This window comes from Achromobacter ruhlandii, from assembly GCF_002082135.1.
Classification (GTDB): domain Bacteria; phylum Pseudomonadota; class Gammaproteobacteria; order Burkholderiales; family Burkholderiaceae_B; genus Achromobacter; species Achromobacter ruhlandii.
Window position 1 is genome coordinate 5,816,139 of record NZ_CP017433.1, and the last position, 14,972, is coordinate 5,831,110.

Here is a 14,972-nt window from a genome sequence, read left to right on the forward strand (position 1 = left end):
GGCTACTTGCCCTTGGGCGCCGGCGCCTTGGGCGGCGTGCGCATCTGCTTGAGAAGCGTGCCGCAGGAATTGTCGTCGGTCGTGCTGGGCGCGATCAGCGCCAACAGGCCCGCCGCGGGCGTCAGGATGACGCCCAGCGCCACCATGCCCGCGCCCCGCGCGGCCAGCGGCCCCACATGCACGCCCACATCGGGTTTGCCGAACGTCCCGCGCACGTAGAGCGGCGAACGCAACGAGAAGATGCGGAACCCCTTGCTGTCGGGCGTGATGTCCAGGTCGAGCTTCTCGTTCTTGAAATCGGTGGTGCCCGTGATGTTGATCAGCGCGTTCTCGGTGTCGAACACGAACACGCGGGGCGTCATGACGCCGCGCTTCATCTCCAGGTCGGCGGCGCCGCAGTTGATCTTGACCTCGTCGTCGCCGAACAGCTTGGAGACGACGTAGTTGCCCACGTTCAGCCCGGCGATCTCCATCAGGCTGCGGCTGATCACGCCATCGTTGACCAGCATCTTCACATCGCCATCGGCCGATCCCAGCAACGCGGCCACCGAATTGCCCGTGCCCGCCAGCGCCAGATCGCCGTTCAATTCACCCAGCGTCTTCTGCATCGACTCCGCGGCGGGGAACAATTGCTTGAGGCGCAGCCGCCGCGCATGCATTTCCACGCGCCCGGTCAACGGCGCCTTCGAGCCGTCCAGCCGCACCGTCGCGGCCATGCTGCCGCCCGCCATGCCGAAGCGCAGCGGGTCCAGCGTCAATTGGCCATCCTGCAGCACCAGATGCACCGACAGGTCGGACAGTGGCAGCTTGGCGTCGTGCACGATGCGGCCCGCCTCCAGCGCCACGTCGGCGTCCATGTCGCGCCAACGGTCGGTGCGGAACTCCTGGACCGGCAACACCTTGCCGCCGGGCGGCTTGGCCGGCGCGTCCTTGGGCTTGTCCTGGGCCGGCGCCGATTTGCCCGACTGCACCCCGATGAGCGGCCCCAGGTCGGCCATGCGCAGTTGCTTGGACGACAGCTTGCCCGTCAGCTTGGGACGCGGCGCCGCCAGCGAGAACGACAGGTCGCCATGCAGATCACTGCTGCCGACGCGGCCGTTGAAATCCCGATAGTCGAACACCGCTCCGCCGGCATTGCGCAACTTGGCCACCAGGTGGCCGTCGGTGGAATACGGCGGCGTATCGGGCAGCGTCACGCCGGTCAGCGGATACAGCTGCGCCATCGAGCCGCCCGACAGCTTCAGGCGCAGGTCCAGCGCCCCCAGGTTGGCCGGGTCGGTCAGGGTGCCGGTCACGGCCGCCTTGGTGCCGCCGATCGTCACGTCGGCCTGCACCGGGAAGGGCTGCCTGGGGTCCTGCAGCGCCAGCATGCCGCCCACCTTGCCCTCGCCCTGGGTCGGCAACCCCTTGTACTTGCCTTTGACCTTCCAGCCGAATACGTAATCACGCGGCGACGCGGCGGCGGCGTCCTCCGGCACGAAGGCCGCCCCGGCCACGTCGGCGAAGGGCACCGGCTTGCCCAGCGGGTCGACCAGCACGGTCAGGTCGGCCTGCAGGATCGCGTCGGTCAGGCCGACACTGCCCTTGTCGAAGCCGATCTCGTTGATGTCCAGCACCCAGGGCGAAGGCTCGCCGCTCTCGGGCAGGGTGAAGACCCAATTTGCGCGGCCGTCGGCCAGGCGCTCCAGGTCGGCGGCGGGCTCCGTCAGCTGGATGCGCCGGATCACCACCCGCTGGCGCAACAGCGGCAGGGGCGACAGGCTGAATTCGCCGCGCTTGAGCGTGGCGAATTCAGGCGCCTTGGCCCAGTCGGGGTTGGCGATGCTGATGTCATTGGCCACCACATGCGGCCACGGCACCCAGGCGCGCCATCCCCCCTCGTCCGGCTCCCGCGCCCAGTCGACGCTGAGATCGCCATTGATGGCAAAGGGCCGCCCGATGGCCGCGCTGACGCGCTCATTGATCATCGGCCTGGCACGATTCCAGTCGAACGTGGCGACCACCACCACCAATACCGCCGCCAGGAGGGCCAGCCCTCCGACGATTCCGACCGCTATTTTTGTTGTGCGCGTCATCGTTATCATCCTTGCCGTTGCCACCGGGGCGTGGATGTCCCGGCCCTATTTACCCTCAAGGGTAGCGCGCCGCGCCGGGCGGGTTAAGCTTGCCGGCCTGATAATGTGTACGGATTTTTCCGTGTCACAGAGAGACCCGTCGGCAAAAGTTACAAAGCGGCCAGGCCGGACCGAGGGTTTCGCCGGCATGGAAGGAATAATCCATACCGAATTTTTGACGCCGGCGCTGTTCAAATGCCCGGGGCGATCGACCCGCCGCCCCCCTGGGCGCGCAATCGTAGTACTACCTGGAGGCCCGATGCGGCATTCAAGCTTGATCTTCGTGGTGGCGGCCTTTGCGCTGCTGACCGTCAGCCGCCTGGCCCTGGCCGCATGGCAATGGCAGCGCGTGCGCAACGCCGGCGGGCTGGTGCCCCTGCTGCTGGGCGGCCTGCGCATCGACGCCCACCAGATCGGCGTGATGGCGGCGCTGCCGGCGGTGCTGTCGCCCTGGTTCGGCCACCTGCCCTTCGCCGCCACCGCCGCCGGCATCTGGTATCTGGTCGCCTTCATCCTGCTGGCGTTCCTGGAAGTCGCCACCCCGCCGTTCATTCTCGAATATGACACCCGCCCCAACCGGCTGTTCGTCGAATACCTGAAGCACCCGCGCGAGGTCTCCGGCATGCTGTGGCGCGGCTACAAGGGCGCGCTGCTGGGCGGTTTCGGCGCCCTGGGGCTGATCGGCTGGGGCGCCTACACGCTGTTCGGCCATGCCGTGCCCGACGCGCCGCTGGCCTGGTGGCAGATGCCGCTGGCCAGCCTGGCGATCCTGGCCGTGGTCATCCTGGCGATCCGCGGCACGCTGGGCCACCGCCCGATCAATCCGTCCTCGGTCGCCTACAGCTCCGACGGCATGCTCAACACCCTGGCGCTGAACTCGCTGTACAACGTGTTCTACGCCGTCTACAGCATGAAGAACGAAAAGTCGGCCTCCGCCGTGTACGGCGGCATGGACGACGACGACATGCATCGCCGCGTGCTGGCGCAAGCCGGCCTGCCTTACCCGCCGGCCAACGCCGACCATCCCAGCCTGCATCGCCAGCCTGCCAGCCGCAAGACCGCCCGCCCGCTCAACCTGGTGATCATCCTGGAAGAAAGCCTGGGCGCCCAATACAGCGCCGGCCTGGGCGGCATGGACCTGACGCCCGAACTCGACGCGCTGGCGCGCGAGGCCTGGACCTTCACCCGCGCCTACGCCACCGGCACACGCTCGGTGCGCGGCCTGGAGGCGGTGGTGACCGGCTTCCTGCCGACCCCGGCGCAAGCGGTGCTGAAGCTGCCGCGCTCGCAGCGCGGTTTCTTCTCGCTGGCCGACCTGCTGGGCCGCCATGGCTACCATTCACGCTTCATCTATGGCGGCGAATCGCACTTCGACAACATGAAGGGCTTCTTCCTGGGCAACGGTTTCAAGCAGATCGTCGACCGCGAGGACTTCGTCGATCCCGCCTTCGTCGGCACCTGGGGGGCGTCGGACGAGGACATGTTCAACCAGCTCGACCGCCTGCTGCGCGAGGACGGCGACCAGCCCACCTTCACGCTGGCCTTCAGCGTTTCGAACCATTCGCCATGGGAATATCCGGCGGGCCGCATCCAGACCGAGGGCAATCCGGCCACGGTCGAGAACACCGTGCGCTACGCCGACTGGGCGCTGGGCCGTTTCTTCGAGCGCGCCAAGACCGCGCCCTACTGGGACAATACGGTTTTCCTGATCGCCGCCGACCATGACTCGCGCGTGTTCGGCGCCAGCCTGGTGCCGGTGCGCCATTTCCATATTCCGGCCGTCATCCTGGGCGCCGGCATCGAAGCGCGGCGCGATGACCGCCTGATCAGCCAGATCGACCTGGCGCCGACGCTGCTGTCGCTGATCGGCGTCGACACCGAACACCCGATGCTGGGCCACGACCTGACCCGCAGCGCGCCGGGGCGCGCCATCATGCAGTACGACAACACCTACGGCTATCTGAAGGAAAACGACCTGCTGGTGCTGGCGCCGAACAAGGCGCCGGTGCAATACCGCTACACCGCGCCGGAAGACTACACGCCGGCGCCGTTGGATCCCGAACTGGCCGAGGAAGCGCTGGCGCACGCGCTGTGGCCCAGCTGGGCCTATCGCGAAGGCCGCTACTGCATCCCCGGCGCGGCTTCCGTCATGCAAGGAGCGCCGGCCGCGCAGGCGGCCGCCCGTTAAGACAGGCTGCGACGTGGCGGCGCCTCGGGGGGCCGCCACGCTGCCGGCCCAAGGCCCGGTCCGGCGCCTCTAGGCCGGCCGCCGGAATGCCTTGCGGGCCCGTTCGCTCGGACCGTGGCAATGGCAATCGGGATGGTGGTCGTTGACCATGCCCACCGACTGCATGAACGCGTACACGGTGGTCGGCCCGACGAATTTCCAGCCCAGCTTCTTGAGCGCCTTGGACAAGGCCTCGGATTGCGCCGAGGTCGATGCGCCCCGCGTGGACGCCGCCCCCGGCGGCGCCTCGAAGCGCCACAGGAACGCCCCCAGCGAGCCTTCGCGCTCGATCATCTCGAGCGCGCGCCCGGCGTTGTTGATGACGGCCTCGATCTTGCCGCGATGGCGCACGATGCCGGCGTCGGCCAGCAGCGCCTGGATCCGCGTTTCGTCAAAGCGCGCGACCTTGGCCGGATCGAAGCCGGCGAAACCGCGGCGGAACGCCTCGCGCTTGTTCAGGATGGTGCGCCAGCTCAGGCCGGACTGGAATCCCTCCAGGCACAGCTGCTCGAACAGGGCGCGGTCGTCGCCCTGGGGAAATCCCCATTCGGTGTCGTGGTACGCGATGTATTCGGGGGAGGTGTCGACCCAGCCGCAGCGGGCGAGGCCGTCGGAAAAGTCGGAGTTGGCGGTCATGGAATGGGTCCTGGCGGCTGTCGGGTCCCCGATGCTACCGCAGCAACGTCCCCGAAAAAAGTCGTAGCGGCCGCAAGTCGAATCCAGCTACTATTTCCACCCCTGATCCCGCGCCGGCCGTGTCCGCGCGCCCTCCCGGATCGGCCTGGCGGGCTTGCGGCATGCAAGCCCGTTTTGCGTCCGAGCCGGGGCCGGGACGGGTTTTCGGATCCACCGCCATGTCCCTGCTCGAGACAGCCGCCCTGACCCTCGTGTCGCCCGCCCTGCTGGCCGGCGACAACAACCCCGCCACCAATCCCTGCCTGGACTGCGGCGCCTGTTGTTCCCATTTCCGGGTGTCGTTCTATATCGGTGAACTGGCCGGAGAAAACGGCGGCCAGGTGCCGTTGGATCTGGTCACCCAGATGAGCCCGCTGCGCGCCTGCATGAAAGGCACCGAGATGGGCGGCGGCCGTTGCATTTCGCTGCGCGGCGAACTGGGCCGGCCGGGCATCCATTGCGCCATCTACGAAAATCGCCCCACGCCCTGCCGCGAATTCGACATCTGGCAGCCTGACGGCTCGCCCAACCCCGACTGCCAGCGCCTGCGGCTGGCGCTGGGCCTGGCGCCGGTGCCGCCGCGCCCAGACGCCGAAAACGACCCGCAGGGCCCGTCCCACCCCAACCAGCCCGACCAGCCCGCCGCCGCCTGAGCGGGCGCGCCGCCGCGCCTGTCCGGATCGACCGCGCGCTAGCGGGCGGCCGCGAGCAGGCCGTCCGCCTCGACCGGCGCCGCTTCGCCGCGCTCGCGCCGGGGCTCGCCGGCGCGTCGCCGTACCCGCACGATGCCCGGATCCTTGCCCAGGAAGGCCAGCACGTTCTGCATCACACGCTCACGTTCATGGTCGACGCAGATCATGTGATAGCTGTCCCGCAGCAATACCACCGACGCCCCGGGAATGCGCGCGCCCAGCAGCCGCGCCGACCGCGGACTGGTCAGTTCGTCCTCGACCGCGTGCATCACCAGCGTCGGGCAACGCATGCGCTCCAGTCCGCGCTTGACCATGCCGCGCAGCCGGTCGACCTGGCGCACGCAGGCCAGCGGCACCCATTGGTAGTGAAAGCCGTCGCCGCGCGCGAATCCGGCCTTGATGAAGGCGCGCACCAGCTCGCTCTTGACGCCGTAGGGATCCTCTTCTTCGACGCGGATGCGGCGCGGCACACCCGGCACGTGGTACAGCAGATAGCGCAGCGCCCGGTACCAGGGCGTGCTCCAGCCATCCAGGAACACCGGCGCCGACAGCGACACCAGCGCGCCGCGGGTGTGCGACTCGCGCTTGCACAGTTCCACCGCCAGCAGCGCGCCCAGGCACATGCCGATCACATGCACCACCTCGTACTGCGCGCACAGCTCGCGGTAGCGGCGGGTCACCACGTCCATCCAATCCTCGACCCGCACGTCCAGCAGGTCCTCCGGCCGCCCCGCGTGCCCGGGCAGCGTCACGCCATGGGTTTCCACGCCAGCGCGCGCCAGCACCTTGTGCAGCGAGCCCATGTCGAATTCGGTGCCGCCCAGGCCATGGATCAGCAGCGCACCGGTGCGGGGCGTCGTCACGGCGCGCTCCCGGCCACGGCATCGAGCTGCCAGGCGCTGCGCGTGGCCGCCAGCAGGCGCGCCAGGATCTGGGCGAAAGCGATAACCGGAGCCGGCGCCACGGCGCCGCCGGCGCTCCCGGCCGGCGGGAGAACGAGGAATGATTGGCAAGTCATGGAACACCCTTGATGCATGGAGGGCGGGACGAGAAGACCTGTCCTACCCTGGCGCCATGGTAGGCAAGGGGCGCGCGGGAAGATCCGCAAATCTGTCGGGAAAAAGTGAAGATCCGTAAAGGCTGGGGAGGCGCTCCGCCGGCCCGGATGCGGGTCCTTCGGGACCCGCCACGCCTGCCTGCCGGCCGGCGCGCTGGCGTGTGCTTACTCGCGGCCGGCCAGGTAACGCGTCGGCGTCATGCCGAACGTGGTGCGGAAGCTGCCGATGAAGGCGCTGGTGCTTTCATAGCCCACCGACAGCGCGGCTTCGGTCACCGAACCGCCGCGGCACAGCATTTCCAGCGCGCGCAGCAGCCGCGCCTGCTGGCGCCACTGGCCCAGCGTGACGCCGGTTTCCTGGCGAAAGCGCCGCATCAGGGTGCGCGACGACATGTTCAGGCGTTGGGCCCATTCGTCGATGCCCGAGGTGTCGTCCGGCTTGCCCAGCAGCGAATTGGCCAGGTCCTGCAGGCGCGGATCGGCCGGCATCGGCAGCAGCACGGAAGCGTGTTCGCGCTGCGCGATCTCGGCCAGCAGGACATCGAACAGCTGTTCCAGGTAAGCCTCCGACAACGCGCCGGACGGACTCGTGGTGAAACGTTCGACCAGGGCGTCGATCAGCCGCGACGACGGCCAGGAGCGGCAGTGATCGGGCAGGCGCGCGCAGGCATCGGCCCGCACGTACAGGAACGAGCCGCGCGCCTCGCCGAACCAGCGGGCAGCGTGTTGCACGCCGGGCGGAATCCAGCCCAGGCTGCCGGGCAATACCGTCCACACCTGCTTGCCGGCCTGCACCAGCACCAGGCCGGCATGCACCAGCACCAGCATGCCCTCGTCGTGGGCATGGTCTGGCACGGAAATGCCTTTGGACGTCCGCGGATGCTGGATGCTGAAAGGCGTCAGCAGGACGTCGGGGAGAGCGTGGTGGACCACGACCATGTCGGACATGGTTGGCAGATTTGAGCTACAGGTTGACGGGTTCCCGTTAGCGGGGCTTTTTGAAAATGTACATCATTCTCATCATTCGGGCATCCGCCCCGGAATGGAGAATCATCATGGACCACACCCGGTTGCGCGTGGCCGGCATCAAGGCCACCTTCCCACGCCTGAAGATCCTGGACATCTTCCACCAGCATGCGGACCAGCACCTGAGCGCGGCGGACATCTACCGCAACCTCATCTCGGAACACAGCAGCATCGGCCTGGCCACGGTCTATCGCGTCATCACGCAACTCGAGGACGCCGGACTGCTCAAACGTACTCAGCTCGATTCGCACTCGACCGTGTACGAACTGAACGACAAGGGACACCACGACCACCTGGTCTGCCGCCATTGCGGCCGCATCCAGGAGTCCAGCGACACCGCCATGGCGCAACTGGTGCGCAAGATCGCCAGGGACAGCGGCTTCGCGCTGGATTCCTACAGTCTGGTGCTTTACGGCGGCTGCGGCTGCCACAAGGACACGCCCGCCCCTTCCATTGGAGAATTCGAATGAACCGCGATCAGTTTTTCTTCCACGACCTGTCCCAATTCCCCATCGTCACCGCCAGGCATGGCAGCGCCCCGGCAGGCTATTCCGCCAGCTGGATCCGCGAGATGGAAATGCTGGTCGACAACCCGCAGACCTTCGTCATGGTGGTGCCGGACATGCGCAGCGAGGCCAGCCACGACGACCGCAAGGCCATGATCGAATGGCAGACCAGCAACATGCCGCGCCTGAAGGCCCGCTGCCGCGCCTTCATCGCCGTCGAACGCGACGCCGGCGCGCTCGACAAGATCCGCAAGCGCGGCGAGAAAATGGCGCGCGCCTTCGGCATGCCGTTCCTGGCGGTGGCCACGCCCCATGAGGCGGTGCAATGCGCGCGCGAACTGCTCGGCCAGACCGGGCCCGGCGGCTTCGTGGTTGACTGAGCCGCGCGACGCCGTTTCCCTCCGCTCTCGAGCGCGCCTGCCGGCGCGCTTTTTTTTCGCCGCCGCGCCCCGCCCGTCCGCAGCGGCCCGCCTTGCGCCTTATTGCCGAAATTAGAATGCAATATTGATAAATTTGCGATTGTGGCAAAAGGTGTTGCTGGAATAAATTCCACGTCTGGCCCATCGCCTGTCCCGCAGGCCCGGGGCGGGCATCCCGGCGCACCGGCCCACCGGATGGCGCGCCTGTCCCCCGCGGCGCAAACCGCCCTCGCTTCCGTGGCCCAACGCCGTGGCCACGGCGTCCACAAGACGCCACGGCACGCGGCCGCCCCCGGGCCGCCGCCGCCCGCGCCGTTTGCGGCGGTCGCCCGCCGCCCGGACTCGACACTGCGATTTACGGCACTCATACCAATGAAGCGATTCCAATTCGACAGCACCGCGCTTCGTTACTTCCTCACCGTCGTCGACACTGGATCCGTCAATGGCGCCGCCGCGCGCCTCAACGTCGTCAGTTCCGCCGTCAGCCGGCAGATCGCCGGCCTGGAACAGCGCCTGCACAACCAATTGTTCGAACGCCATCCCAAGGGCATGCGGGTGACCGAGGTCGGCCGCATCCTGGCCGACCACGCGCGCCGCGTCGAAGCCGACGCCGCCCGCACCTATGCCGAAATCCATGGCCAGAATGGCCGCTACACCCAGACCGTGAAAATCGCCGGCGCCCCCGGCTTTGCCGCCTACGCCCTGCCGCGCAAATTCGCCGCCTTCCAGGCCGAACACCCCTCGGTCCGCTTCAGCCTGCACATCCTCGATGCCGGCCTGGTGGCCGAGCGCGTGCGCTCGGCGCAGGCCGATATCGGCGTGACCTACAGCCATACCGCCGAAAAGGACATCGCGGTGATCCATGCGCATCCCGCCGAAATCGTCGCGGTGATGCGTCCGGGCCACCCGCTCGCCGCCTTCGAGTCCCTGCACATCACCCAGCTGCCCGCCTATCCCCTTGCGCTGCCCCATGGCGGCAGCGCCTTGCGGCAGGTGCTGGACATGGCCTGCAGCCTGTACAACATCACGCTGTCGCCCGCCTTCACGTCCAACCAGCCGGACGCCGCCTGCCACTATGTCCTTACCGGCGACGCGATCACCCTCTGCGCCCGCCTGACCGTCGCCGACCAGCTCGAAGCCGGCAGGCTGATCTGCCGCCCCATCAACGACACGCTGCTCAACGCGGGTCAACTCCAGTTCCAGACCCACGCCTCGCGCCCCCTGTCGGATGCCGCCCATCGCTTCCTGCGCTTCATCCGCAGCGACGCGCCGCAACAGTTCTAGACCCGGGCATTGCCAAAACCAGAATGCCCCGGTGAAAAATGATCAATTGTTAAATATGTAATTTAAATTTACAGTCAAGCGGATTTTCCGAGACCACGCTTTGACGGGTCGCCCCAAGACACACACAGGAGCTCCCACCATGTTGAAGAACCTGAAGATCCGCACCGGCCTGCTGGCCGTCCTGGCCATCTTCGTCCTGGCGCTGGCAACCGCCACCGGCATGGGCTGGCTGTATGCCAGGGACGCCGACATCGCGGTGGACGACCTGAACGCGGTCGCCGCCGAACAGACCCGGCCGCTGTACGAGACGCAGACGCTGCTGCTGCGCAGCCGCCTGACCCTGGTGGCCGCCTACCTGGACATCGTGTCCGGCAAGGGCAGCCAATCCCAGGGCAGCATCGACCAGGCCAACCAGCACCTGCGGGAAGCGCGCAAGCACTTCGCCATCTACCAGAGCGTGCCCAAGAGCACCGAGGCCGGCCTGAAGCTGGCCAGCGAACTGGACGCCGTCTTCACCGCCTATGTGCGCAGCATCGAGGCGCTGGAGCAGGCGCTGCAGAAACAATCCGCCGACGGCTATGCCGCCGCCGTGGTCGAGACCCGCGGCGCCGACGCCCGCTTCGCCGAACGCGTGGCCGCCTTCCTGGCGCACACCGAGCGCCGCAGCGCCGCGATCAATTCCGCATCCGACCTGCGCTACGAACGGGCCGAGCTGTCCACGATCATCATGCTGGCGCTGGCCGCCGCGCTGGCGCTGGGCTGCTGGCGCTTCATCGGCCGCCAGGTGCTGCAACCGCTCAAGGACGCCGCGGTGCATTTCGACCGCATCGCCTCCGGCGACCTGACCCAGCGCGTCACGGTCAATTCCAACAATGAGATCGGCGTGCTGTTCACGGCGCTCAAGCGCATGCAGGAGAGCCTGACCCGCACCGTCAGCGAAGTGCGCCGCAGCGTCACCGAGATCAACGCCGGCGCGGCCGAAATCGCCTCGGGCAACACCAACCTGTCGGCGCGCACCGAGGAACAGGCCGCCTCGCTCGAAGAGACCGCCGCATCCATGGAAGAACTGGCCACCGCCGTCAAGCAGAACACCGAACACGCGCACCAGGCCAACACCCTGGCGGCCGAGAGCCGCGGCATCGCCCTGCGCGGCGGCGAGGTGGTCGGCCAGGTGGTCCAGACCATGACCCGCATCTCGGAAAGTTCGCGCCGCATCTCGGAGATCGTCTCGGTGATCGACGGCATCGCCTTCCAGACCAACATCCTGGCCCTGAACGCGGCGGTCGAGGCCGCCCGCGCCGGCGAGCAGGGCAAGGGCTTCGCGGTGGTCGCCGGCGAGGTGCGCACGCTGGCCCAGCGCAGCGCCCAGGCCGCCCGCGAAGTGAAGGACCTGATCGAACAGTCCTCCAGCAACGTCGAAAGCGGCGCCGAACAGGTCCGCGCCGCCGGCGACACCATGCAGGAAATCGTGGCCTCGGTGCAGCGCGTCACCCAGATCATGGCGGAAATCACCGAAGCCTCGACCGAGCAGTCCGTCGGCATCGACCAGATCAACGGCGCCGTGACCCAGATGGACGACGTCACCCAGCAGAACGCCGCCCTGGTCGAGGAAGCGGCGGCGGCGGCCTCGTCGCTGGAGGAACAGGCCAAGCGCCTGGCGGCCACCGCCGCATTCTTCAAGCTGCCGGCCGGGACGGTGATCGACGTCACGCCGCAGGCCATCGCCGCGCCGCTGCGGCCGGCCTACGTGAACTGAAAAAGGGCCAATGACGCGGGCGCGCCGATTTAAGACTGCGCCCGATCGGCCGTTGTCCAGAAGGTCAGGCCCCGCTCCCCTGCGGCCGGCCTTCCCCCCGACCACGAGCCCCCCGCATGAGCCGCGCCCTCGCCTGTCATTTTTGCCTCTCGACGCTGGCGCAAGGCGCCCCGCTGCTGGAACGGAACGGCACGGCCATCTGCAAGGCCTGTGTCGACGCCTTCTCCATCGAATTCACCGAGCGGGCCTGGGCCATGGCGTCATCGCTGGACGAACAGCTCGACGTGCTGCTGCTGGAAAGCAAGCGGGCGCTGGAACAAAGCGCCACCCTGGCCGAGCGCGCCCGGGGCTGCGGCCTGAGCCTGGCCGACCTGTCCGCGATGCCGCCGCGCACCCTGTCCTGATCCGTCGGCCCGGCCGACAAGTGATGGCAACGGCCGTCGCCTTGACCTCAACCATGGTTGAGGTTCGATACTGTGGTTTCGTCACTACGCTTGTCCACGGAGCCTTCGCATGTCGTCCCGCATCACCCCCGCCCTGTCCTCGCTCGCCTTCATCAACCCGCCCGGCCTGTACGACCCCCGTCCCAACGGCTACTCGCACGTCGCCGTGGCCGACACGCCCGCCCGGCTGGTGTTCGCCGCCGGCCAGGGCGGCGAAAACGCCCGGGGCGAGCTTTCACCCGACTTCCTGGCCCAGGTGCGCCAGGCGCTGGACAACGTCCAGACCGCCCTGCAGGCGGCCGGCGCCACCCTGTTCGATGTCGCCAAGCTGACCGTGCTGGTGGTCGACCACAGCCAGGAACGCCTGGCGCTGTTCTCCAACGAGATCAAGTCGCGCTGGGGCATCCACCTGGCGCCCGCCTGCACCCTGATCCCGGTGCCGCGGCTGGCGTTGGACGGAATGCTGGTGGAAATCGAAGCGACGGCGCTGCTGCCGCTCTGATCCACGCCGCCCCAGGCGGCGTGTTTGCCCCCGGCAATCAGGCGCCCACCGGACTGCGCTCCAGCAACGCCCGGATCATCTGCAACTGCGTCTCGAACCCCTGCAGGCGCGCATCCTGGTGCGCCCCCACCGCCTGGTTCCAGGCCTGCAGCGTTTCCAGTACTCGCGGCGCCTGGGCCAGCCCCTGCGCGCATTGATCCAGCAGCTGGCTCTGTGCCTTCTGGGCGTCGCCCAGCTCCGCCAGCACGCCGGCGGTGCGGCGCAGCTCGGCCGATTCCTCGGTTGACGCATCCGCCAGGGCCCGCACCGCGCTGACCACCGCGCCGCCGCGCTCGATCAGCAGCGTCAGCGCCTCCTCGATCGAGTCGGAGCGCGCCTTGACGGTATTCACCTGCGCGATCGCCGCGTCCTGCCAGTCGCCGATCTGCTCGAAGCGCGTCTCGATCTGGGCCTGCACGCGCTCGTCGCGTTCGCGCGCCTGCGCCAATTGCCGCTGCAAGGCCTCGTGCGACTGCAGCGTTTCGGCCTGGCGCTGTGCCAGCCGCTCAACCAGTTCGCCCAGGTGGTGCACCTGGCGCGCCAGCATCTGCTCGTTCACCACGTCGCCAGGCATGATGCTCAGGCGCTGGTTGCGAACGTCCAGGCACTCCAGCATGAACTTGCGGACGGCGCGGATGTAATCCTCGATCTGCCCCCGCAGCAGCACCATCATCAGGCCCAGCAGGATCGACCCCACCAGGCCGAACAACGATGCCGCGAACGCCGTGCCCATGGCGGTCAGCGGACTCTGCAACTGCGCCACCAGGCGCCCGAAGACCTGCTCGACCTGGGAACCGTCGACGGAGTTCGTGTTCAGTTCCGCCAGCATCGCGCCGACATCGCCCAGCGTATAGATCAGGCCGATGAACGTGCCGACCAGGCCCAGCGCCACCATCAGGCCGACCAGGAAATCCGGCAATATCTGGGCTTGATAGACCCGCACCCGCAGGTCCTGCACGTCCTTTTCCAGGGCCTCCTGCCCCAGCGCCAGCGTTTCCTGACGCAGCAGCACCTTGCCCAGGGTGGTCTTGACATACGGCAGCGTGCGCCAGTCCTTGCCCTGGCCCTCTACCTCGGCGATGAATCGCCTCAGGGCATCCCATCGCGTATTGATCCGCAGGCTCTGGTTGACGATGAGCAGGGTGCCCACCGCGATCCCCGTCAGGATCACGAAGGTGATGGCATGGCCGGACCCCAACGCCAGCTTGATCAGGTCCGGCCAGATGGCCGACGCCACCGCCGCGCAGATCAGCGGCGACAGCACCTTCGCCACTTGCCAGCGTATCGATCGGAAACGAATCATGGTCGACTCCTCAAGGCTCGACGGACATCGAGACCGTCATGTCTTTCTGCCCGGCGGGCGCCGGGGCCATGTGCATCCGGATCTGCCCGGGCGCCACTTTCCGCTTCATCAAATAGTCCTTGATAGAAATGAGATAGAACAAAGCCGTGCGCTTGTTTTCGGTCAGCGCGTAGTTCGGCACATAGATCACCACGTCGATGCTGGCGCCGCTGTCGCGCCGCGCCTCGAACTCCTTGAGCGTGCGTTGCAGCTCGTCCTCGATCCGCTGGCGGAAACTGTGGTCGTCTTGCGGCATCATTGGCCCGAACTTGTCGGCGGCCTTCGGATGGCCGGAGCCTTCGCCTGCCGGCCCTTGCGCCGCCGCGGCCTGCTTCTTGCGCAAGGCTGCCAGCTCCTGCCGCAGATCTTCGTTCTCCCGGCGCAACATGGCGTGTTCCAGCGCATCCGCCTGCGCCACGGCGCTGGCGGCCGCCTCGTCCCGCTGCCGAAGGTTCGCCTCTCGCTCAACGCCGGCCACCCCGCCAGACTCCGGCCGGGCATCGACGCCGGGCGCCGGCTCGGCCGGAATGGCTGCCGCATCGCTTGCCCGTTGTTCGGGCGACGGCGACGCTTGCGGCGCGGGTGGCGCCGCCGGCGCATCCCCGCCGTCAGCGGCATCCGGGAGATCCGGATCCTCCGCTGGCGTCGCCCGTCCGCCACCTTCGGGGGCCGCCAGAGGCGTGCCCCCCGCCGCCTGGGCCTTCTTCGACTCGTCCAGCCGCTGCTCCACCAGTGCGCGCTGGATCGCCATCTTGGCCATGAGGCCGCTGAACATCCCCAGCGACATGGCCAGGATCACGATCACGAAGACCAGCGCCAGCACCAGATTGGAGAAGGCGTCCACGAAGCCCGGCCAGTAGTTGATGCTTCCCGAAGATTGACTTTGCATG

Annotated in this window: 14 protein-coding genes; 8 read left to right on the top strand and 6 right to left on the bottom strand. The window is 67.9% G+C overall.

What is annotated here, in order from left to right:
* Positions 1-2: 2 nt before the first annotated feature.
* The gene (locus tag AruCF_RS26410; RefSeq protein ID WP_049071457.1) at positions 3-2,075 is read right to left on the bottom strand and encodes an AsmA family protein; all 2,073 of its coding nucleotides are present in this window, start codon (positions 2,073-2,075) and stop codon (positions 3-5) included.
* 298 nt (positions 2,076-2,373) lie between these two features.
* Between AruCF_RS26410 and AruCF_RS26415 the strand changes: the two genes are divergently transcribed.
* Complete coding sequence (locus AruCF_RS26415; protein ID WP_049071456.1) at positions 2,374-4,302, top strand: LTA synthase family protein; 1,929 nt, start codon at positions 2,374-2,376, stop codon at positions 4,300-4,302.
* A gap of 69 nt (positions 4,303-4,371) precedes the next feature.
* Here the strand turns inward: AruCF_RS26415 and AruCF_RS26420 are convergent, their stop codons facing one another.
* Positions 4,372-4,977, bottom strand: coding sequence for a DNA-3-methyladenine glycosylase I (locus AruCF_RS26420; RefSeq protein WP_049071454.1), 606 nt, complete (start codon positions 4,975-4,977; stop codon positions 4,372-4,374).
* A 218-nt stretch (positions 4,978-5,195) separates the two neighbouring features.
* Between AruCF_RS26420 and AruCF_RS26425 the strand changes: the two genes are divergently transcribed.
* A complete protein-coding gene (locus tag AruCF_RS26425) occupies positions 5,196-5,669 on the top strand; it encodes a YkgJ family cysteine cluster protein (RefSeq protein WP_049071453.1) in 474 nt (157 codons plus the stop codon).
* Positions 5,670-5,707: 38 nt separating this feature from the next.
* Here the strand turns inward: AruCF_RS26425 and AruCF_RS26430 are convergent, their stop codons facing one another.
* On the bottom strand, positions 5,708-6,571 hold the full coding sequence (locus tag AruCF_RS26430) for an alpha/beta hydrolase (protein ID WP_049071451.1): 864 nt from the start codon (positions 6,569-6,571) through the stop codon (positions 5,708-5,710).
* A gap of 359 nt (positions 6,572-6,930) precedes the next feature.
* Complete coding sequence (locus tag AruCF_RS26435) at positions 6,931-7,713, bottom strand: helix-turn-helix domain-containing protein (protein WP_080977316.1); 783 nt, start codon at positions 7,711-7,713, stop codon at positions 6,931-6,933.
* Positions 7,714-7,820: 107 nt separating this feature from the next.
* Here AruCF_RS26435 and AruCF_RS26440 point away from each other — a divergent pair, with 107 nt between their 5' ends.
* From AruCF_RS26440 to AruCF_RS26465, 6 genes are all read left to right on the top strand, one after another.
* On the top strand, positions 7,821-8,261 hold the full coding sequence (locus AruCF_RS26440; RefSeq protein WP_080977315.1) for a Fur family transcriptional regulator: 441 nt from the start codon (positions 7,821-7,823) through the stop codon (positions 8,259-8,261).
* Positions 8,258-8,677: a hypothetical protein gene (locus AruCF_RS26445; RefSeq protein WP_049071450.1), complete on the top strand. Its 420-nt coding sequence runs from the start codon at positions 8,258-8,260 to the stop codon at positions 8,675-8,677. Before AruCF_RS26440 ends, AruCF_RS26445 begins: the two co-directional genes overlap by 4 nt.
* Positions 8,678-9,088: 411 nt before the next feature.
* Positions 9,089-10,000: a LysR family transcriptional regulator gene (locus AruCF_RS26450; RefSeq protein ID WP_049071448.1), complete on the top strand. Its 912-nt coding sequence runs from the start codon at positions 9,089-9,091 to the stop codon at positions 9,998-10,000.
* A 139-nt stretch (positions 10,001-10,139) separates the two neighbouring features.
* Positions 10,140-11,756: a methyl-accepting chemotaxis protein gene (locus AruCF_RS26455; protein ID WP_049071446.1), complete on the top strand. Its 1,617-nt coding sequence runs from the start codon at positions 10,140-10,142 to the stop codon at positions 11,754-11,756.
* 116 nt (positions 11,757-11,872) lie between these two features.
* Positions 11,873-12,160, top strand: coding sequence for a hypothetical protein (locus AruCF_RS26460; RefSeq protein ID WP_049071444.1), 288 nt, complete (start codon positions 11,873-11,875; stop codon positions 12,158-12,160).
* Positions 12,161-12,269: 109 nt separating this feature from the next.
* Positions 12,270-12,701: a RidA family protein gene (locus AruCF_RS26465; RefSeq protein ID WP_049071442.1), complete on the top strand. Its 432-nt coding sequence runs from the start codon at positions 12,270-12,272 to the stop codon at positions 12,699-12,701.
* A gap of 37 nt (positions 12,702-12,738) precedes the next feature.
* Here the strand turns inward: AruCF_RS26465 and AruCF_RS26470 are convergent, their stop codons facing one another.
* Positions 12,739-14,043: a hypothetical protein gene (locus AruCF_RS26470; RefSeq protein WP_049071440.1), complete on the bottom strand. Its 1,305-nt coding sequence runs from the start codon at positions 14,041-14,043 to the stop codon at positions 12,739-12,741.
* A gap of 10 nt (positions 14,044-14,053) precedes the next feature.
* A complete protein-coding gene (locus AruCF_RS26475) occupies positions 14,054-14,971 on the bottom strand; it encodes a hypothetical protein (RefSeq protein ID WP_049071438.1) in 918 nt (305 codons plus the stop codon).
* Between the last annotated feature and the right edge of the window lies 1 nt (position 14,972).

What these genes read in the sequence shown, in the direction of transcription:
- AruCF_RS26410 (WP_049071457.1), bottom strand. Translation starts at nt 2,075, where the DNA reads ATGACGCGCACAACAAAAATAGCGGTCGGAATCGTCGGAGGGCTGGCC.
- AruCF_RS26415 (WP_049071456.1), top strand. Translation starts at nt 2,374, where the DNA reads ATGCGGCATTCAAGCTTGATCTTCGTGGTGGCGGCCTTTGCGCTGCTG.
- AruCF_RS26420 (WP_049071454.1), bottom strand. Translation starts at nt 4,977, where the DNA reads ATGACCGCCAACTCCGACTTTTCCGACGGCCTCGCCCGCTGCGGCTGG.
- AruCF_RS26425 (WP_049071453.1), top strand. Translation starts at nt 5,196, where the DNA reads ATGTCCCTGCTCGAGACAGCCGCCCTGACCCTCGTGTCGCCCGCCCTG.
- AruCF_RS26435 (WP_080977316.1), bottom strand. Translation starts at nt 7,713, where the DNA reads ATGTCCGACATGGTCGTGGTCCACCACGCTCTCCCCGACGTCCTGCTG.
- AruCF_RS26440 (WP_080977315.1), top strand. Translation starts at nt 7,821, where the DNA reads ATGGACCACACCCGGTTGCGCGTGGCCGGCATCAAGGCCACCTTCCCA.
- AruCF_RS26445 (WP_049071450.1), top strand. Translation starts at nt 8,258, where the DNA reads ATGAACCGCGATCAGTTTTTCTTCCACGACCTGTCCCAATTCCCCATC.
- AruCF_RS26450 (WP_049071448.1), top strand. Translation starts at nt 9,089, where the DNA reads ATGAAGCGATTCCAATTCGACAGCACCGCGCTTCGTTACTTCCTCACC.
- AruCF_RS26455 (WP_049071446.1), top strand. Translation starts at nt 10,140, where the DNA reads ATGTTGAAGAACCTGAAGATCCGCACCGGCCTGCTGGCCGTCCTGGCC.
- AruCF_RS26460 (WP_049071444.1), top strand. Translation starts at nt 11,873, where the DNA reads ATGAGCCGCGCCCTCGCCTGTCATTTTTGCCTCTCGACGCTGGCGCAA.
- AruCF_RS26465 (WP_049071442.1), top strand. Translation starts at nt 12,270, where the DNA reads ATGTCGTCCCGCATCACCCCCGCCCTGTCCTCGCTCGCCTTCATCAAC.
- AruCF_RS26470 (WP_049071440.1), bottom strand. Translation starts at nt 14,043, where the DNA reads ATGATTCGTTTCCGATCGATACGCTGGCAAGTGGCGAAGGTGCTGTCG.
- AruCF_RS26475 (WP_049071438.1), bottom strand. Translation starts at nt 14,971, where the DNA reads ATGCAAAGTCAATCTTCGGGAAGCATCAACTACTGGCCGGGCTTCGTG.